An 18,423-nucleotide genomic window follows, 5' to 3' on the forward strand; every position below is an offset into this window, starting at 1 on the left:
ATGTCTTTAACGACCGAATCATCGACGAATTTTTGGCTAACACGACCCTTCAGCGAGCGCTCCACGCAGATTTTTCTCGGCGTGCTACTGGCCGCGCTGGTACTGGTCACCATCTTGCACGTAGCGGTGCCGCCGGAGAACCCGCTACATGTGGGGGCTTACACGGTCAATCTGTTTGGTAAGTACTTAAGCTACGCGCTGCTGGCCGTGGCGGTGGATCTAGTGTGGGGCTATCTGGGTATTTTAAGCCTCGGCCACGGCGCCTTCTTCGCCATCGGCGGCTACGCCATGGGCATGTACCTGATGCGCCAGATTGGCGATCGCGGTACCTACGGCCATCCGGTACTGCCCGACTTTATGGTGTTCCTCAACTGGGACAGCTTGCCGTGGTTCTGGCACGGCTTCGATATGGCCTGGTTTGCCTTCGCCATGGTGCTGCTGGCGCCGGGGCTGCTGGCGCTGGTGTTCGGCTTTTTKGCCTTCCGCTCACGGGTCACCGGTGTATATCTGTCGATTATCACTCAGGCACTGACCTTTGCCTTGATGCTGGCTTTCTTCCGCAACGAGATGGGCTTCGGCGGTAATAACGGCCTGACTGACTTCCGCGAGATCGTCGGTTTTGACCTGCGCAGCGATGCCACGCGCCTAGGGTTGTTCCTGGCCACCGGCGTTGCGCTGGCGCTGGGATATATCCTGTGCCGTGCGATTGTGACCAGCAAGTTGGGGCGGGTGAGCGTGGCCACCCGCGACGCCGAAGCGCGTACGCGCTTTCTCGGCTACCGGGTCGAGCGCTTTCAGCTGTTTGTGTTTGTGGTCTCGGCGATGCTCGCAGGCCTGGCGGGCGCGCTCTACGTGCCGCAAGTGGGGATTATCAACCCCAGTGAATTCTCGCCGATTTTCTCCATCGAGATTGTGCTGTGGGTAGCGTTGGGCGGTCGCGCCACGCTATATGGCGCGGTGATAGGCGCCATTTTAGTTAACTACGCCAAAACCATCTTTACCGGCGTAATGCCCGATGCCTGGCTGTTTGCCCTGGGCGCGATGTTCGTACTGGTCACGGTGTTTCTGCCCAAAGGGGTGGCGGGGCTGTTTCGCTACCTCAAGCGTCGCAAGCGCGAGGAACAAACGACGGATCCTGACCATCAACAGACGTCCAAGGAGGCCTCCGCATGAGCTTTCTGCAATCGCTGACACAGCGTGACCGGGTGTTCGATTTTATGGCGCCCCAAGCCTCGCCGGTGGACGTTCGCCATGGGCCGATTCTTTACATGGAAGATGTCACCGTGAGCTTCGATGGTTTTAAAGCCATCAATAACCTCAACCTAACCATCAACGACGGTGAGCTGCGCTGCATTATCGGCCCCAACGGGGCGGGTAAAACCACCATGATGGATATTATTACCGGTAAAACCCGGCCCACCAGCGGCAGTGTATGGTTCGGGAGCCGCCATAACCTGCTGCACATGAACGAGCCCGATATTGCCAGCCTGGGCATTGGCCGCAAGTTTCAAAAGCCCACGGTTTTCGAAGCGTTGTCGGTATTTGAAAACCTGGAGCTGGCCATGGCGGCGGACAAGCGGATTTTTCCTACCCTGACTGCCCGCATGACCGGCGAGATCAAAGACCGCATCGATGAAGTACTGGAAACCATTGGCCTGACAGCACTGCGCCATCAACCTGCAGGCATTCTTTCCCACGGCCAAAAGCAGTGGCTGGAGATCGGCATGCTGCTAATGCAGCGCCCGCGTCTACTGCTGGTGGATGAACCGGTGGCGGGCATGACCGAGCAGGAGATGGAGCGCACGGCCGAGTTGCTCACCGGGCTGGCCGGTAAACAGTCCGTGGTGGTGGTCGAGCACGATATGGGTTTCGTGCGTTCGATTGCCCGCCAGGTGACGGTCTTGCACCAGGGCAGCGTGCTGGCGGAAGGCACCATGGATCAAGTCTCCAGCGACCCTAAAGTAATCGAGGTCTACCTGGGTGCCGATGACGAGGAGGCTGCCTGATGCTAGCCATTGAAAAGCTCAACCAGTTCTACGGCGAAAGCCACACCCTCTGGGATCTGGATCTTGAGGTGCCCGCCGGTCAGTGTACCTGCGTGATGGGACGCAACGGCGTGGGTAAAMCCACGCTGCTGAAAGCCGTGATGGGTGAAGTGGCCGTCAAAAGTGGCGAGCTGCGCTACACCGCCGAGACCGGCGAGATCGAGCTGACTAAAAAAGCCGTTGAGGCGCGCTCGCGGTTGGGAATTGGCTACGTGCCCCAAGGGCGGCAGATATTTCCGCTGCTGACCGTAGAGGAGAACCTGCGCACCGGCCTTGCCGCCCGCAGTGACGGGCTAAAAAAGATTCCCGAGCGGGTCTATGAACTGTTCCCCGTGCTCAAGGAGATGAAACACCGCCGTGGCGGCGACCTTTCCGGTGGGCAACAGCAGCAGCTGGCGATTGGCCGTGCGCTGGTCATCGAACCCAAACTGCTCATTTTGGACGAACCGGGGGAGGGCATTCAGCCCAATATCGTCGCTCAAATCGGCCAGGTGATTCGTCAGTTGATCAACGAGGATGGCCTTACGGTACTACTGGTGGAGCAGAAGCTGCCCTTTGCCCGCAAGTACGCCGACCGCTTTGTGATCATGGATCGCGGCCGCCCGGTGGCCAAAGGGAAGATCAGCGAGCTCTCCAATGAGCTGATCAAGCAGCATCTGACGGTGTAAGTTATCCACACCCGGTTACCGCCTGCCCGGCCAAGCGGTTGTCGAAAGGCGGTCGCTTTTTTGCGCGCGGATGAGCGGTGTTTCCAAAAGCTGGGCTTCAAACGCTGGGCGGCGGTTCCACCGGCGCCCAGCGTGCCCGTTGGCGTTTGACCAGTTGGGTAATCACGCCGTAGCGTGGCCCTGCCAGAAAGGCGAGCATCAGGAATACGCCGGTCATGACGGCCATCATGCCGCCAATGGAGACGTTGAGATACACTGCGAGGTAGTAGCCAGAAATACTCGAGGCGATAGAAATTAGCGCACCGATGATAAACATCATCCACAGCCGGTCGGTCAGCAAATAGGCGGCGGAGGCGGRAACAATGGCAAAGGCGATAAACAGCACCGCGCCTACCGCATCAAAGGCCGCCACGGCAGTAGAGCTTGTTAGCATTAGCAGCACATAGAAAAGAATCGAGGGCATAAAACCGAACGTTTTGGCCAGCGCCGGATCGAAGGTGGCCAGCTTCAGCTCCTTATAAAAGAGTCCGATAAACGCGTAGTTGAGCACCGTCATCACGCTCATCGATACCAGCGCCTGGGGGATGGGCAGGCCGAAGATGTCGAGTGTATCCAGCCAGACAAAACCGATCTCCCCGAGCAGCACGGTATGTGTGTCGATATGCACATCATTGGCATAAATATTMAACAGCAGCACGCCGATAGAAAACAGCGCAGGGAAGACCAAGCCGATAGCGGTATCCTGCTTGACCCGTTTGGTGCTCGCTAAGGCTTCGGTGAGCAGGACGGTTAACAGCCCGGTGAAGGCGGCCCCGATCAGTTGTACCGGCCCGCTCTGTTGCTTGGTCAGCAGCCAGACGATGACGATGCCAAACACAATCGAATGGCTGATTGCGTCGGATAACATGCTGTTGCCGCGCAGCACTAAAAAGGTACCCACCGCCGAGGAGGCGATGCCTACCATCGCGCCCACTAGCATAATGGGCAGGGCAGTTGTGGTCAGTAGCTCTGCCATCATGATGCTAATTCCTCAAAAGCCGCGATCACTCTTCTAGCCTCCGCCTGGCCCTGTGCCGTTAGCCCCCAGCCGTCGTCGCTTGGGGTGGCACCGCGTGGAGAGCGGGTTAGGTAGCCTTGCTGCTTAAGCTTGTTGAGCATCCTGCGTGAACCGAGCGTTGAAGGGGCGCATGAGGGGTCACCCGAGTGTTTATATAGCGTATAAAGTAGCTGCTGTTTCTGCAGCGCTGACTTCTGGCGATAGTGCTTTATCACGCCCCACAGCAGGCCACGGCCGGGCGCCAAGGCCAACGATATAAGCACAATGACGGTTGCGGTAAGGACAATCAGCGGGCCGGTTGCCAGGCCACGCGATAGGGTGCTGATGGTCGCCCCTGAAACACCACTGACAATACCGACGCCTGCGGCGATGGTGAGCATGCCGCCTAGGTGGCGGCTCCACTGTCGCGCGGCGGCCGCGGGTGCCACGATCATGGCGGCCATCAAAATCACACCGACCATCTGCAGGCCGACGACGACCGCTAGCGCAACCATAGCGGTGAGCGATGCTTCAATCACGGTGATAGGCATGCCGAGTGTGCGGGCGTACTCCGCATCAAAGGTGACCAGCTTGGCCTGTTTCCAGAAGACGGCAAGCAGTAGCAGCGTGACCAGCGTAATGCTGCCCATCACCCATAAATCGGAGCGCAGCGTCGCGGCGGCCTGGCCGAAAAGAAAGGCCTCAAGACCGCCCTGGGAGGCGTTATTGGTACTCTGGATATAGGTGAGCAGAACGATGCCCACGGCAAAAAAGATACTGAGGCAGGCGCCCAGGGCTGCGTCCGTTTTCAGGCGACTTAAGCGCGTCAGCATCAGCATAATCAGCGCGGCGGCGGAGCCGGTGATCAGTGAACCAATAATAATTCCGCCAATATCCCGGCTGCCGGTGATGATAAAGCTTAAACAGATGCCGGGAAGGGCTGCGTGGGAAATCGCGTCTCCCAGCAGGCTTTGGCGACGCAGCACCGCAAAACAGCCCAGCGGGCCGCTGATCAGCCCCAGCAGCGAGGCGCCAATGACTACATTCTGAAAGGTGTAGTCAGATAAAAGCTCAAGCCACACCATGGGTTACTTCACCTTTGAGGCGGCGAACATTAACGATTCATTGTCGTTAAKTAGCGCGATTTGGCCGCCGTAAGCCTGGCGCAGGKGATCGATCTTGAACACCTCCTCGGCCTTGCCGCTGGCGATGACTCGCACGTTGAGTAGCAGTAGCCAGTCAAAGTAGGTGCGAACCGTTTGCAGATCGTGGTGTACCACAATCAGCGTCTTACCCGCGTCGCGCAGGCGGCGCAGGATATCGATAATGGCCCGCTCGGTGGTGGCATCGACGCCAGCCATGGGTTCATCAAGAAAATACACATCGGCTTGCTGCACCAGCGCACGGGCCAAAAATACGCGCTGCTGCTGGCCACCTGAGAGCTGGCTAATCTGGCGCTCAGCCAAGGCACTCATACCGACCATTTCAAGTGCTTCCTGCGCCTCGTGGCGCTCTTTTCGTCCCGGTCTTTTGAGCCAACCTAAACGCCCGTAAAGCCCCATGGTGACCACATCCAGTGCAGTGGTGGGGAAATCCCAGTCAACGCTTGAGCGCTGGGGCACGTAGCCCACTCGTTTACGCTGCGTGGCGTAAGGTCGCCCATGCACCATCACCTCTCCTGACAGCGACGGCACCAGCCCCAGGAGGCTTTTGATCAACGTGCTCTTGCCCGCCCCGTTAGGGCCGACAATGCCCGCCATGACACCGGCGGGGATATCCAGATCGATATCCCAAAGCACGGGCTGGTTATGGTAGCTCACCGKCAGGTTTTTAATGCTCAGTGCGGTGTCTGTAAGGTTGGATGTCGCCATGGATCACTGCCTTATCGAATGCTTATTGAGCGAGTTGCCACTCGCTGGCCCAGTCATCTAGTGCCTTTGGCAGCGGGGCCAAGGAACCGCCTAGCGCCTCGACAATGTGCTGGGTGTTACGGTAGATCATGCCCATATAGGTACCATCTACCGTGCCTTCATCGCCCATGGCGTCGGAATAAAGCTGGCCGCCGATGGTCACATCATGGCCGCGCTGCCTTGCAGCATCGATCACTGCCTGAATGGTGCGTGGGTTGATGGTGCTCTCGACAAATATGGCGGGCACGTTACGGGCAACAACGCTATCCGCCATGCTGCGAATATCGGCGATCCCGGTTTCGGTTTCGGTACTGATGCCCTGAATCCCTTCCACCTCAATGTCATAGGCACGGCCAAAGTAGCTGAACGCGTCGTGGGCGGTGACGAGAATACGCTGCTCTTCGGGGATGCTGGCAATGCTCTCTTTAACCCACTCATGCAAGGCTAGCAACTGAGCCTGATAACGCTCGGTATTGGTTTCAATCGTCGTGGCGCACTCAGGGCGTGCTTCGCTCAATGCATCGCTCAGGGTGGGCAGTGTTTGGGCCCATAAAGAGACATCCATCCACAGGTGAGGGTCGACTCCGTAGACATCCTGAGCGGTGATCAACGACGCCGGATCAATGGAAGCGGGCGCCACGGCAAGCGTGGGTGTTCGTGCCGAGAAATTCTCCAGCACACTCCCCAGCTGCCCTTCCAATGAGTAGCCTGAATAGAGAATGTGTTCGGCGCCCCGCAGCAAGGCCACGTCGCTAGCGCTTGCCTGATACAGATGGGGGTCTACGCCGGGGCCCATCATGGCTTCCACATTAACGCATTCGCCGCCTACCTCCTGCGCTACATCGGCAATCATCCCAATCGTTGCCACCACGTTTAAGGGCGTTTCATCGGCAGTTGCCAACGCACTAAAAGGCAGCGTTCCCAATAGAATCACGGCATATTTTGTTGCCATTATTTAGCTCCAGACTCGTCATGAGGTAGATGGGTTGAAGTTGCTTTGTGTAAACTGGTTGTCCTAGGGAAAGAAGTATAGCCTTGGCTAAGTTTGTGGCGCTATTGATGAAATGTCAAGTGGATAAAAGACGCTGAGGTGGGCTGAAAGGGGAACCTGAGTTATGGCGGAAGTAAGCTGTAAGGCATCAACAGGCCTTGGTTATGTTTTGGAGCGTCACTCGCTTACCGATTGGCCCTATAGTATGGCGAGGCACCGCTGCCGCGCCGCCATGCGAGCCGCTTGTGGGTTTATTCGCTAAAACCCTGTTCTGTGTTCGGTTGAAGGCGATTTTTTGCCTGTAACATTGATTGTTTTAGCAATAAGAAGCAGGTGGGGTATGCGCTATAAAGATAAACATCAGCTCGCCGCCGAGTGGCAGACGTTATTAGAGCGCACGCCTAGGCCACTGCGCCAGGCGGTGGAAACACTGGTAACGCAGCATTGTGGCTACTTTGCCGACCACTTTTACAGCGTAATGCTGGAAGACCCGCATGCCTCGCTGTTTCTCTCCAACGAACAAGTGGAGCAGCGTTTAAACCCCTCAATGCGGCGTTGGCTGAAGGCCATGTTTGCCGTTGAGCATGTCGATTTTGAAGCCTTGGTTGAGCAGCAGGAGAAAGTAGGGCAGGTGCATGCTCGCATCGATATTCCGGTCAATCTGGTGCTTAGCGGGGCGCGACAGCTTAAGCAGGCGTTGTATCGGCAGCTTAGTGCTTCGTTCAAAAGCCCGCTCTCCCCGGGGGAKGCCTCGGTGTATGTCTCCGAGCATATTGATATGGCCATGGAAATCATGAGCCACGCTTACTCAGTGGCCAGTGACCGTAATGCGCGCACCGAAGAGGCGTACAAGCTATTTTCCCTTACTCAAAGCATTGGTGATGAGCGTGAGCGCCAGCGTTCGGCGCTGCTGAACTGGGAAAACGCACTGATGTTTGCCGTCGCCGCCCAGCAGGATATCGCCACGCTGCCGAAGTTAGCCAATTCCGACTTTGGTTTGTGGTACTTCCATAAAGCGTGCCATGCGTTTGAGGGTGCGCCAGAGATTGCCACTATTTCACGGCATATTCAGCAGGTGGATCGTGAGTGGCTGGAGGTCCTGCTACATGAAGAGGCTAGCCAACGGCTTAAGGCGCTGGGCGAGATTCGAGACGCCGCCCGCACGGTGTTGATGCTGCTTGACGATGTGTTGGAGCGCGCCTCTGGTTTAGATGCTGGTCGCGATAGCCTAACCCGGTTGCTTAACCGTAAGTTTCTATCGGTGGTGCTTAGCCGTGAAATCGATATTGCCCGCCACTCGGAGCACTGCTTTGCGCTGTTGATGGTAGACATCGACCACTTTAAATCGATCAACGATACCCATGGCCACGACGCCGGCGACACCGTGCTGCAGCAGGTGGCAAGCATCCTTGACCGCTCCACTCGCGGGGGTGATTACGTGTTCCGCATGGGGGGGGAAGAGTTTTTAATCGTGCTAGTGGATACCGATCATGACGGCAGCCGCTTATTTGCTGAGCGTTTGCGTCAGGCGGTGGCTAAAGAGCCGATGCTCGCGGGCGCCGATACGTTGCTTAATGTGACGATTAGCGTGGGCGTTACGCTCCACGATGGCCACCCCGACTATAATCACTCTTTACAGCGGGCTGACCAAGCGCTTTATCAAGCAAAGCGCGGCGGGCGGAATCGAGTTGTGGTGCATGAGGGTGTGGAGAGTGAGCATAAGTTGGGTTGAGTTTAAATCAGGAGTGACTGCATTTATTTGGTGCATTCAGGGTCTGGCGTGGTTCTATTTTGGTGCGAATGGGCGTGTGGCGCTGCAAGCTACTTGCGTTAATCCCTACCATTGATCGCCCTGTAGGGTTTTTCACCATTTTGGCGCATTAATTGCTTCTAGTAAGTTAACGGCTTAGTGAAAAGGAAGCGATAGCGACCCATGATTCTGTGCGATCTCGCAAAACCGCAAGTTGCCTCTGGCCACCGCTTCGATGCAGGCCGCCACTGGGCGGCTTCGTTGGCGCTACGCTTTGCCAACCGCGACGGCGCCACCCGCATGGTGCAGGCGCGCCACTCGGGGCCACTACGGGTGCAGCGCCCGTTTTATCCGGAAGGCCGCGGTGAGGCCTGCCATGTCTATGTGCTTCACCCGCCGGGCGGCCTAGTCAGTGGCGATGCGCTCTCCATTAGCGCCCATGTCGAGAGTGGTGCCCATGTGCTGCTCACCACCCCCGCCGCTAATAAACTCTATAAAGCCGACAGCCAGGGCGTTGCCTGGACCCAGCATACCCGGTTGAGCGTTGAAGATGGCGCGGTCCTGGAATGGCTGCCTCAGGAGACCATCGCCTTTGATGGCTCCAAAGGCGAGCAGCGCACCCAGATTGACCTTCACGGCAGCTCCCGCTGCCTGGGTTGGGAAGTGATGGCATTGGGCCGCCCAGCCAGCGAGTTACCTTACATCTCTGGGCGTATTGAGCAGCACTTTCGCTTAACCCTGGACGGCAAGCCGCTGTGGCTAGAGCGCCAGCCGCTGGATCCGCTTCACCCACGTTTCGCGGGTCGCTGGGGCCAAGGCGGCGCCACGGTGCAAGCCACGCTGTGGGCGGTGGGCATTAGCGACGCACCTGCGGCTATTGAGGCCCTGCGTGAAGCGCTGCCGGATAACCCGCGCTGGGCGGTCACCGTTCGCCATGGCGTAGTGTTGCTGCGCTATCTGGGTAACTCGCGTAACGAAGCCTGGGCGCTGTGTGAACAGGCCTGGCACCTGCTGCGCCCTCGTTGGATCGACCGCGCCGCGCATACACCAAGAATTTGGCTAACCTAATAGGCATCACTGTGATGCACTGCTGGAGACACGTTCCATGGAATTAACCCCGAGAGACAAAGACAAGCTACTGCTGTTCTCCGCCGCCCAACTGGCGGAGCGCCGCAAGKCGCGTGGTTTAAAGCTCAACTACCCGGAAGCGGTGGCGCTGATCAGCTTCGAGATTATGGAAGGCGCCCGGGATGGCCGCAGCGTGGCGGAATTAATGAGCTATGGCCGCGAGATCCTGAGCCGTGAGGATGTGATGGACGGCGTCGCCGAAATGGTCGACGAAGTGCAGGTGGAAGCCACTTTCCCCGACGGCACCAAGCTGGTCACTGTGCATACGCCTATTGTGTGAGGGGTTAAGTGTGAGGAGTGAGGGGTGAGGAGTGAGGGGTGAGGAGTGAATAGTTAGGGGTGAGTAGTAGTGGGTTACGCACCCCTCACACCTCTCTCTTTACACCTCACACCTCTCGGCTAACACCTCACAAAAAAACAAAGGAGCAACCAAATGATTCCTGGTGAATATCAGTTAAAACAAGGKGATATCGAGCTTTGTGTGGGGCGGGAGCGCATCACGGTTGAGGTGGGCAATACCGGCGACCGGCCGATACAAATTGGCTCCCACTACCACTTTGCCGAAGCCAACCCCGCACTGACCTTTGACCGCGCCAAGGCGCGGGGTTACCGCTTAGATGTGGCCGCAGGCACGGCGATTCGCTTTGAGCCCGGCCAGACCCGCGAAGTCACGTTGATTCCCTTTGTCGGCAAGCGCGAAATTTACGGCTTTCGCGGCGATGTGATGGGCGCGCTGGATGGAGGTAAACAATGAAACCCGTTAACAAGATCAGTCGGCAAGCCTATGCCGATATGTACGGCCCCACGGTGGGCGACCGCGTGCGCCTGGGCGATACCGAGCTTTGGATTGAAGTCGAAAAAGACGCCACCCACTACGGCGATGAAGTGAAATTCGGCGGCGGCAAAGTCATACGGGATGGCATGGGCCAAAGCCAGCGCGCTGACGACACGGTCATGGATACGGTGATTACCAACGCACTGATTTTAGACTGGKGGGGTATCGTCAAAGCCGACGTGGGCATTCAAAACGGCCGCATCGCCGCGATTGGCAAAGCGGGCAATCCTGACGTACAGCCCGATGTTGAGATCGTGATTGGCCCCGGCACCGAAATTATCTCCGGCGAAGGCAAGATATTGACCGCGGGCGGCATTGATTCTCACATTCACTTTATCTGCCCCCAGCAGGTCGAAGAAGCGCTGATGAGCGGCGTCACCACCATGCTCGGCGGCGGCACCGGCCCGGCCACCGGTACCAACGCAACCACCTGTACCCCCGGCGCTTGGCACATCGGTAAGATGCTGCAAGCGGTGGACGATATGCCCATGAATATCGGCTTTCTAGGCAAAGGCAACGCCAGCCTGCCCGAGTCTCTGGAGCTCCAGCTCCAAGCAGGCGCCATGGGCCTCAAATTGCACGAAGATTGGGGCACCACGCCTGCCTCGATCAATAACTGCCTTAACGTCGCCGATGCCTATGATGTGCAGGTGGCGATCCACACCGACACCCTAAACGAATCGGGCTTTGTGGAAGACACCCTGGCCGCGTTCAAAGAGCGCTGCATTCATACCTACCACACCGAGGGGGCAGGCGGCGGCCACGCGCCGGATATCCTAACCGCCTGTGCCAAACCGTACGTGCTGCCGTCGTCCACCAACCCAACGCGGCCCTACACGGTCAACACCATCGACGAACACCTCGATATGCTGATGGTGTGTCATCACCTCGACCCCAATATTCCCGAAGACGTGGCCTTCGCCGACTCGCGCATTCGCCGCGAAACCATCGCCGCGGAAGATATTCTCCACGACCTGGGCGTGATCTCGATGATCGCTTCAGACTCCCAAGCCATGGGGCGGGTAGGTGAAGTGGTCTGCCGTACTTGGCAAACCGCGCATAAAATGAAGGTGCAGCGCGGCCTGCTGCCGGAAGATGAAGCCCTGGGCGCCGATAACTTCCGCGCCAAGCGCTATATCGCCAAGTACACCATCAACCCGGCGATCACCCACGGGATCGCTCATGAAGTGGGTTCGATAGAAGTCGGTAAGCTGGCGGATCTGGTGCTGTGGAAACCGGCTTTCTTTGGCGTAAAACCAGCCATGATGATCAAAGGCGGCATGATTGCGGCGGCCCCCATGGGCGATCCTAATGCCTCGATTCCGACTCCCCAGCCCGTGCACTACCGCTATATGTTTGGTGCTTTCGGCCGTGCGGCCAGCCAAACCCGGCTCAGCTTTGTCAGCCAGGCCGCGCTGGATGCGGGCATCAAAGAGAAACTGGGGCTAAATAGCGAACTCGCGGCGTGCAAAAACGTGCGCCAAGTGCGCAAGCAGGATATGAAGCTGAACGATGCCTGCCCCGATTTGACCGTCGACCCGCAGACTTATGAAGTGCGCTGCGATGGCGAAATTTTAACCTGCGAGCCTGCTACCGAGCTGCCACTGGCCCAGCGTTATCATTTGTTTTAATTGAGCTATTTCATTTAGGTAGAGGTGACGGGGGTAGGTCGTAGAGAGGGTCTTTTGCCATGGATGGCAAAAGTAGCGTACAGGGAGGTATTCACAGCGCCCTCTCGTAGACCTACCCTCGGCACAGCCTCCTAGATAGCGAAAGGACGGTAGAGATGCTGAAACTGATAGAACGTTTAGGGCCAGTGGAGGAAAGCGCGGCGAGCGACACACTCACGCTGCCCTTTGAGCTACGTATTCGCGGGCGCTTAAAAGCCCAAAGCGATAGCGGTCGCGAGTTGGGGTTGTTTCTGGATCGCGGCCCGGTGCTGCGCAGCGGCGAAGGCCTTAAGGCCGAAAGTGGTGAGATAGTACGCGTCTGCGCCGCAGTAGAACCGGTGGTTACCGCGCGAGTAAGTACTGGCTTACCGCTGGCGCGGCTGGCCTACCACCTGGGCAATCGCCACGTGCAGCTGGCGCTGGGTGAAGACGAAAAGGGCGCCTGGGTGCGCTTCCCGCCGGATCACGTGCTAGAAGAACTCGCCGAACTGCTGGGGGCCAAACTGGAGCACCACAACGCCACCTTCGACCCCGAGCCGGGCGCCTATAACCAAGTAGGTGGCGGGCACTCTCATTCACACGGTCATGGCCATTCGCACGATCATTCACACGACCACGACCACTCACATGAGCATCACCATGCCCACTGAGGTAACTGCGCAAAACAGCCAAAGCGATGAACTGGCGCTGCTAGGCTTGATGCAACTGGTCAGCCCTGCGCTGCCCATCGGCGCTTTTGCGTTTTCCCAAGGCTTGGAAAGCGCTTTTGAACTTGACTGGGTACGCGATGAAGCAAGCCTTGCCGAGTGGCTAAGCGGTGTATTGGAGGATGGCTTAACCCGTTGCGAGTTACCCGTGTTGGCGCGGCTGCATCAAGCCATTGGCGAAGGCGACATCGATACGATTGCCCAGTGGGACGAGTGGCTGGCCGCCACCCGGGAAACCGCCGAGCTGGCCGCGGAAGATAGCCGCCTGGGCGCCTCGCTTAAGCGCCTGTTGAAAAGCCTAGACTTGATGCCAAGTGAGGACTTACTACTGCCCTTGCTTCCGCCTCATGCTGGCTATGTGACACTCTTTGCCTATACGGCGCACACTCGCGGCGTATCCGTTAGACAAACCTTGCTGGGCTTTGCCTGGGCGTGGCTGGAGAACCAGCTGGCGGTGGCCTGCAAGGCCCTGCCGCTAGGCCACACCGCCGCCCAGCGCGTTATAGAACAGCTGCGGCCAGCGTTAGTGGCTGCCGTTGACCAAGCGCTGACATTAGATGACGACGAGCTAGGGCCCGTGCTGCCCGGCTTAGCCCTGGCAAGCGCCCTACACGAAACCCAGTATTCACGACTGTTTAGAAGTTAGGAGATATTCATCATGACGCACTGTTTACGTATTGGCGTGGGCGGCCCGGTGGGTTCCGGCAAAACCGCGCTACTCAAGCAGCTCTGTTCAGCACTGCGGGATTACTACGATATCGCTGTGGTCACCAACGACATCTACACCCGCGAAGACGCCGACTTTTTGCTCAAGCACGATGCGCTGCCGGCGGATCGTATTCTAGGCGTAGAGACCGGCGGCTGCCCGCATACGGCGATTCGCGAAGACGCCTCGATGAACCTGGCGGCCATCGACGAGCTACAGGCGCGACATCCCAAGCTGGAACTGGTCATGGTGGAGTCCGGCGGCGATAACCTCTCGGCAACCTTTAGCCCTGAACTTTCCGACCTAACCCTCTACGTCATCGACGTTTCTGCCGGGGACAAAATTCCCCGCAAAGGCGGCCCCGGTATCACCAAGTCAGACCTGCTGATTATCAATAAGATGGATATCGCCGAGCAGGTGCATGCGTCGTTAGACATCATGGCGCGGGACTCCAAAAAGATGCGCGGCGAACGGCCCTTTGTGTTTGCCAATCTTTATGACGGCGTGGGGCTCGAGGAGATCATCCGCTTTATTCTCGATAAAGGCATGCTAGAGGAGCGGCGCCCACAGGCTGATACCGTGGCTTCCGCGGATACAAGTGCCATCTAGGAAGTTCTCGGTGTACAAAGGCCGCCAAATGTTGGGCGGCCTTTTAGTGGTAGCTGGCTGACTGATGCACTAAGCGCCGTGGCGTTAAATAACGGCCAACATGCCGCCGTCGACATAAATGATCTGTCCATTAACGTAGCTTGACGCCGGAGAGGCGAGGTAAACCACGGTGCCGACAAGGKCTTCAGGCACTCCCCAGCGTTTGGAAGGGGTGCGATTAATCAGCCAGTCATTGAATTTTGGGTCATCGGCCAGCGGCTTGGTCATTTCCGTGATCATGTAACCTGGGCCGATAGCGTTGGTCTGAATGTCATGCTCGGCCCATTCTGCTGCCATGGATTGGGTCAATAAACGCACCCCGCCTTTGGAAGCTGTATAAGCCCCCACGGTTGACCGCGCGACAGAGCTCATCAGTGACCCAATGTTAATGATTTTGCCGCCCTTGCCGCGTTCAATCATTTGCCTGGCAACATTACGTCCCAGTAGAAACGTGCTGGTCAAGTTAGTGTTAATGACTTTATCCCATTGGTCGAGTTCGACCTCAAGCAGAGGGCGACGGAGCTGCATGCCAGCATTATTGACCAGTATATCGATACTGATCCCATCGTCTTTCAGCGCTTTAAGTGCCTGCTCAATGGCGGCTTCGTCGGCAACATCAAACGATGTCGTAAGCACTTGATGGCCCTCCTCGGAGAGCGCGTGCCGTGCGGCTTCTAGTTTGTCATGATTGCGCCCATGGATAATGATTTGAGCGCCTGACTGCGCCAGCCCGCGCGCCATCGCAAGCCCTAACCCGCCAGATGAACCGGTAATTAGCGCCGTGCGGCCTGTTAGATCGAACAACGTCATCGTTCTCACCCCCTATATCATGGTTTTGCGATAAGCGTCTAAAGACTAGCTCAGCCACGCTCGGGTTGCTCAATCCACCCGCGTAATCGGCTGACGATTGGGGTCGACGTACCATGGAAGGCCAAGGCGGGTATTGCGCTCCAGCTCGGCAATCACCTGGGCGCCCAGCAGTAAAATGACGGCCCCCACTTCCAGGCTGATCAGTACGATCACCAGCGCCGCCAGCGAACCGTAGACGGCGTTCACGAACGACAGGTTGGCGAAATAGTAGACCAGTAACAGCCGAACCCCCTCCCACATGAGTGCCGCAACGAAACCGCCTACGATTGCCCGGCGTAAAGCGATGCGCACCACCGGCAGCACTTTGTAGATAGCGCTGAAGAGCAGAAATACGCCGATAAAGCTGGCGAGGTTAAGCACCGGTTCTGACAACCCAGCCAATGGCAGCTCTCGGTCGAAAATGGCCATGACCAGCGCATTCAGCGAACTGGCCAGGGTCACCACCAGTGTGAGCACCATCAGCGCCGCCCCGAGTACCACCATAAAGGCGTAGGGCAGCATCACCGATACCCAGGCGCTGCGCTTGATGTGCGGGCTATCCGGGGCATGGAATATGATCGCTAAAGCATCTTCCAGCATACGAAAGGCGAATGAGCTGAACAGTAACAGAATGGGGAAACTCAGAATGCCGATGACATCCCGGGAGTCCAGGAGGCTGCGCACGGCCTCAACCAAGACTTCGGCGTGGGCGGGTGCCATATGGCGTGCTTGTATCGACAGCACATTGAGAAGGTGCTGCTGATCCACCACCTGGGTTAATAGCACAACCAGCACGGCAAAAAGCGGCACAATAGAGAGCAGAATATTGTAGCCCACGCCACCTGCAAGCAGGATGCCGTGATTTTTCAGGAAATTGCGTAATACACGCCAGGCAAAATGAGCCAACCGGGGGAGCAGGAGCAAGACAGCGCTAAAAAATGAGTGGTTTCGAACCATGCTTGCCGTCCTCCTTGTACMCTAGCGACATGATACGCCCAAGGAGACGGCAAATAACAATCGGCAAGAACGATTACAAAGTACGAGGAAGGCACATAAAACAAAAAGGTCGCCCTGACCAGGCGGTAGGGAGGTCAGGGCAACCGAAGATTGTGGTTTAGCATCGTGCTAAAACGGGCCATCCCTGGCCACCACATCCCCACCTTGGACGTTTATTTCATGCATAACCTTAACTTAGGTTATGAACCTAACTATTAATTGCTAATTATTTGAATATTAAGTTAAAAAAACCAAAAGCTGGTTAAAGTTTGCTCATTTTAGGTCGATAAGCCCCTTATAACTATTAAAAACTTTTCCCTCAAGACAGACTCTGGAACTTGCTCACAAATGACTACTTCTTCTCCCAAACGAGCCCTGGGTTTACAGACCAAGGTGCTGATGCTTGTACTGCTCCCCCTTCTGTTAGTAACGGTTACGCTGGTTGGCTTTAAAGCCTATAGCAACATCCAAGACACCCGTAACGTACTGGCAGAACAGCGTGAAATGCTTATTGAAGAGCGCCGCCATGGGGTACGCAACATTGTCCAGATGGCGACTTCTGCCATCGAGCCCATTTACGAACAAGCCGGTGCCAACGATGAGGCCGCCAAGCAGCAGGTAGCTGAGCTGGTGCGTTCGATGCGCTTTGAAGACAACAACTACATATTCATCTACGACTATGACGGTAACAATATCGTCACGGCGCCTGCACCGGAGCGTGAAGGCACCAACATGATCGACGCGCAAACCCCCGATGGCACCTACCTGATTCGCGAGATCATTAAGGTCGCCCAGAGTGGCGGTGGCTTCTACAGCTATATGTGGGATTACCCAGGTACCGACAGAATAGAACCCAAGCACTCCTTCGTTGACCGCCTTGAAAAATGGGACTGGCTCATTGGTGCTGGCGTTTACGTTACCGATGCTGACGATGCCATTGCCGAACTTGAAGCCGCGGCTGCCGCCGATTTGCGCCAGGGCATTATATTTGCCTCCTTGTTGGGTCTGGGTCTATTTGTTGTGATTGCACTGATCGCGTATGGCCTGGTGCGTCGCACGCTGGGGCCGATCAAGCGCACTACCGCGGCGATGCAAGACATCGCTCAGGGCCGCGGTGATTTAACCCGTCGCTTGGCCGTTGAAAGCGGTGACGAAATTGGCGAGCTTAGCGTTCAATTCAACGCCTTTGTAGCGCGCATGCAGAACACTCTGCGCGATGTGCGCAGCAGCACAATGAGCGTGCACCAGGCGGCGGGAGAGATCTCACAAAGCTCTGATGAGCTTGCCACCCGTACCGAGCAGGCGGCGGCCAATCTCCAGGAAACCTCGGCTTCCATGGAAGAGATCACTTCGACTGTCAACCACAGCGCCGACAACGCCCAGCAGGCCAATACGCTGGTGCTTTCCACCGCCGACGTAGCCCGTGAAGGCGAGACCTCAATGGGGCAGGTCGAAAGCACCATGCGCGATATCAACGACTCCGCATCGCGCATCAGCGACATCATCACCATGATCGACGCGATTGCCTTCCAGACCAATATTCTGGCGCTTAACGCCTCGGTGGAAGCCGCACGGGCGGGCGAGCATGGCCGCGGCTTTGCCGTGGTGGCGCAAGAGGTACGGGTGCTGGCCAGCCGTTCGAGCGATGCTTCCAAAGAGATTCGTGCGCTTATCGATACGTCCGTTCAGCACACTGAATCGGGCGCGAAGCTGGTGCGTAGCGCGGGCGACACCATGCGCGAGATTGTCTCCAGCGTGGCGAAAGTCACCGATGTGATCGGTGAGATCACCGCGGGCGCTAAAGAGCAGAGCAGCGGTAKCGGCCAGATCAACACCGCCGTGGCCGAAATGGACACCATGACCCAGCAGAACGCTGCCATGGTGCAAGAATCGACCACCGCCGCTGCCAATATGCGCCGCCATGCAGAGCATCTTAATCAGCTAATCAACTCCTTTGTACTCGGCGAAGATGAGCCCACGCAGCAGCAGGCGCTGGCCTCTCCGGCCCCTCAGCAGCGTGGTGGTGATAAAGGCCTGAAACGCCCCGCGCTTTCATCGCAAGCCTCGTCACAGCCATCATCCAAGCCTTCACCGGCAACGGCAAAGCACGCTGCAGATGAGTGGGAAGAGTTCTAACGTTGATGAACAGTGTTGGTGATACCTGCAGTTATGAGCGATGGGTATAAAAACGGGGCTTGCCAGATGGCAAGCCCCGTTGCGTTAACACCTGTGATGTTTATCCGCTATGGCGCCTGGCCAATCTTTCCGCCAGCAAGGTGACGGCTCGCTTTGCCAGTGGTGAAAGCGCGGTATCCTCGCGCTCCAGCGTGGCTATTAGGCGATGCTTCATAGACCGTGCCCAGAAGGTCTCCAAGTGGCGGCAGGTGGCCGCGGCTGCCGTGTCCTCATCGCGACCGCCACCTAGGTTAGCGGCGATCTGGTTGGTCATGTGAATCAGGTGAGTATCTTGGCTCAACGACATTG

At 57.3% G+C, this 18,423-nt stretch carries 19 protein-coding genes; 12 read left to right on the top strand and 7 right to left on the bottom strand.

The window, feature by feature from the left end; all coding sequences use genetic code 11:
• The 3 genes from urtC to urtE are packed head-to-tail and all read left to right on the top strand — an operon-like array spanning nucleotide 1 to nucleotide 2,713.
• Nucleotides 1–1,173, top strand: coding sequence for an urea ABC transporter permease subunit UrtC (gene urtC / locus HALO_RS01370; protein ID WP_050712889.1), 1,173 nt, complete (start codon nucleotides 1–3; stop codon nucleotides 1,171–1,173).
• Nucleotides 1,170–2,006 carry an urea ABC transporter ATP-binding protein UrtD gene (gene urtD / locus HALO_RS01375; protein WP_035581829.1) on the top strand — a complete coding sequence of 279 codons (837 nt, stop codon included), beginning with the start codon at nucleotides 1,170–1,172 and terminating at the stop codon, nucleotides 2,004–2,006. Before urtC ends, urtD begins: the two co-directional genes overlap by 4 nt.
• Nucleotides 2,006–2,713, top strand: coding sequence for an urea ABC transporter ATP-binding subunit UrtE (gene urtE / locus HALO_RS01380; RefSeq protein ID WP_050712890.1), 708 nt, complete (start codon nucleotides 2,006–2,008; stop codon nucleotides 2,711–2,713). The genes urtD and urtE overlap by 1 nt, the downstream gene beginning before the upstream one ends.
• Nucleotides 2,714–2,810: 97 nt before the next feature.
• Here urtE and HALO_RS01385 read toward each other — a convergent pair whose 3' ends face one another.
• From HALO_RS01385 to HALO_RS01400, 4 genes are read right to left on the bottom strand one after another with little or no spacing between them, the layout of a single operon-like run.
• On the bottom strand, nucleotides 2,811–3,731 hold the full coding sequence (locus HALO_RS01385; RefSeq protein WP_050712891.1) for a metal ABC transporter permease: 921 nt from the start codon (nucleotides 3,729–3,731) through the stop codon (nucleotides 2,811–2,813).
• Complete coding sequence (locus HALO_RS01390) at nucleotides 3,728–4,834, bottom strand: metal ABC transporter permease (RefSeq protein ID WP_035581820.1); 1,107 nt, start codon at nucleotides 4,832–4,834, stop codon at nucleotides 3,728–3,730. Before HALO_RS01390 ends, HALO_RS01385 begins: the two co-directional genes overlap by 4 nt.
• Nucleotides 4,835–4,837: 3 nt before the next feature.
• Entirely contained in the window at nucleotides 4,838–5,620 is a 783-nt protein-coding gene (locus HALO_RS01395) for a metal ABC transporter ATP-binding protein (protein ID WP_050712892.1), read from the bottom strand.
• Between the two features lie 22 nt (nucleotides 5,621–5,642).
• On the bottom strand, nucleotides 5,643–6,611 hold the full coding sequence (locus HALO_RS01400) for a metal ABC transporter solute-binding protein, Zn/Mn family (RefSeq protein ID WP_035581816.1): 969 nt from the start codon (nucleotides 6,609–6,611) through the stop codon (nucleotides 5,643–5,645).
• Between the two features lie 379 nt (nucleotides 6,612–6,990).
• On the opposite strand from HALO_RS01400, the gene HALO_RS01405 reads away from it, so the two are divergent.
• From HALO_RS01405 to ureG, 8 genes are all read left to right on the top strand, one after another.
• Nucleotides 6,991–8,382, top strand: a complete 1,392-nt coding sequence (locus HALO_RS01405; RefSeq protein ID WP_050712893.1) for a diguanylate cyclase — start codon at nucleotides 6,991–6,993, stop codon at nucleotides 8,380–8,382.
• 201 nt (nucleotides 8,383–8,583) lie between these two features.
• Nucleotides 8,584–9,468 (top strand): urease accessory protein UreD, encoded by an 885-nt coding sequence (locus HALO_RS01410; RefSeq protein ID WP_035581812.1) that lies wholly within the window; start codon nucleotides 8,584–8,586, stop codon nucleotides 9,466–9,468.
• A 37-nt stretch (nucleotides 9,469–9,505) separates the two neighbouring features.
• Nucleotides 9,506–9,808 (top strand): urease subunit gamma, encoded by a 303-nt coding sequence (ureA, locus tag HALO_RS01415; protein ID WP_050712894.1) that lies wholly within the window; start codon nucleotides 9,506–9,508, stop codon nucleotides 9,806–9,808.
• A gap of 153 nt (nucleotides 9,809–9,961) precedes the next feature.
• Nucleotides 9,962–10,282, top strand: coding sequence for an urease subunit beta (locus tag HALO_RS01420; protein WP_035581808.1), 321 nt, complete (start codon nucleotides 9,962–9,964; stop codon nucleotides 10,280–10,282).
• Nucleotides 10,279–11,994 (top strand): urease subunit alpha, encoded by a 1,716-nt coding sequence (ureC, locus tag HALO_RS01425; protein WP_050712895.1) that lies wholly within the window; start codon nucleotides 10,279–10,281, stop codon nucleotides 11,992–11,994. Before HALO_RS01420 ends, ureC begins: the two co-directional genes overlap by 4 nt.
• Nucleotides 11,995–12,149: 155 nt before the next feature.
• Complete coding sequence (ureE, locus tag HALO_RS01430) at nucleotides 12,150–12,683, top strand: urease accessory protein UreE (RefSeq protein WP_035581804.1); 534 nt, start codon at nucleotides 12,150–12,152, stop codon at nucleotides 12,681–12,683.
• Nucleotides 12,673–13,386: an urease accessory protein UreF gene (locus HALO_RS01435; protein ID WP_035581801.1), complete on the top strand. Its 714-nt coding sequence runs from the start codon at nucleotides 12,673–12,675 to the stop codon at nucleotides 13,384–13,386. The genes ureE and HALO_RS01435 overlap by 11 nt, the downstream gene beginning before the upstream one ends.
• A gap of 12 nt (nucleotides 13,387–13,398) precedes the next feature.
• The gene (gene ureG, locus HALO_RS01440) at nucleotides 13,399–14,055 is read left to right on the top strand and encodes an urease accessory protein UreG (RefSeq protein WP_035581799.1); all 657 of its coding nucleotides are present in this window, start codon (nucleotides 13,399–13,401) and stop codon (nucleotides 14,053–14,055) included.
• 84 nt (nucleotides 14,056–14,139) lie between these two features.
• Here the strand turns inward: ureG and HALO_RS01445 are convergent, their stop codons facing one another.
• On the bottom strand, nucleotides 14,140–14,904 hold the full coding sequence (locus HALO_RS01445; RefSeq protein WP_050712896.1) for an SDR family oxidoreductase: 765 nt from the start codon (nucleotides 14,902–14,904) through the stop codon (nucleotides 14,140–14,142).
• A 69-nt stretch (nucleotides 14,905–14,973) separates the two neighbouring features.
• Entirely contained in the window at nucleotides 14,974–15,900 is a 927-nt protein-coding gene (locus HALO_RS01450; protein WP_035581793.1) for a YihY/virulence factor BrkB family protein, read from the bottom strand.
• Nucleotides 15,901–16,287: 387 nt separating this feature from the next.
• Between HALO_RS01450 and HALO_RS01455 the strand changes: the two genes are divergently transcribed.
• Nucleotides 16,288–18,075: a methyl-accepting chemotaxis protein gene (locus tag HALO_RS01455; protein ID WP_050712897.1), complete on the top strand. Its 1,788-nt coding sequence runs from the start codon at nucleotides 16,288–16,290 to the stop codon at nucleotides 18,073–18,075.
• Between the two features lie 100 nt (nucleotides 18,076–18,175).
• On the opposite strand, the gene HALO_RS01460 is transcribed toward HALO_RS01455, so the two are convergent.
• On the bottom strand, nucleotides 18,176–18,421 hold the full coding sequence (locus HALO_RS01460) for a formate dehydrogenase subunit delta (RefSeq protein WP_035581789.1): 246 nt from the start codon (nucleotides 18,419–18,421) through the stop codon (nucleotides 18,176–18,178).
• Between the last annotated feature and the right edge of the window lie 2 nt (nucleotides 18,422–18,423).

Source organism: Halomonas sp. R57-5 (genome assembly GCF_900070345.1).
Lineage (GTDB): Bacteria > Pseudomonadota > Gammaproteobacteria > Pseudomonadales > Halomonadaceae > Vreelandella > Vreelandella ventosae_B.

Bases quoted from the DNA above. Each gene is read 5' to 3' on its own strand.
- ureG (WP_035581799.1), top strand. From the start codon at position 13,399: ATGACGCACTGTTTACGTATTGGCGTGGGCGGCCCGGTGGGTTCCGGC.
- HALO_RS01450 (WP_035581793.1), bottom strand. From the start codon at position 15,900: ATGGTTCGAAACCACTCATTTTTTAGCGCTGTCTTGCTCCTGCTCCCC.
- HALO_RS01390 (WP_035581820.1), bottom strand. From the start codon at position 4,834: ATGGTGTGGCTTGAGCTTTTATCTGACTACACCTTTCAGAATGTAGTC.
- HALO_RS01435 (WP_035581801.1), top strand. From the start codon at position 12,673: ATGCCCACTGAGGTAACTGCGCAAAACAGCCAAAGCGATGAACTGGCG.
- HALO_RS01410 (WP_035581812.1), top strand. From the start codon at position 8,584: ATGATTCTGTGCGATCTCGCAAAACCGCAAGTTGCCTCTGGCCACCGC.
- urtD (WP_035581829.1), top strand. From the start codon at position 1,170: ATGAGCTTTCTGCAATCGCTGACACAGCGTGACCGGGTGTTCGATTTT.
- HALO_RS01400 (WP_035581816.1), bottom strand. From the start codon at position 6,611: ATGGCAACAAAATATGCCGTGATTCTATTGGGAACGCTGCCTTTTAGT.
- HALO_RS01460 (WP_035581789.1), bottom strand. From the start codon at position 18,421: ATGTCGTTGAGCCAAGATACTCACCTGATTCACATGACCAACCAGATC.
- ureE (WP_035581804.1), top strand. From the start codon at position 12,150: ATGCTGAAACTGATAGAACGTTTAGGGCCAGTGGAGGAAAGCGCGGCG.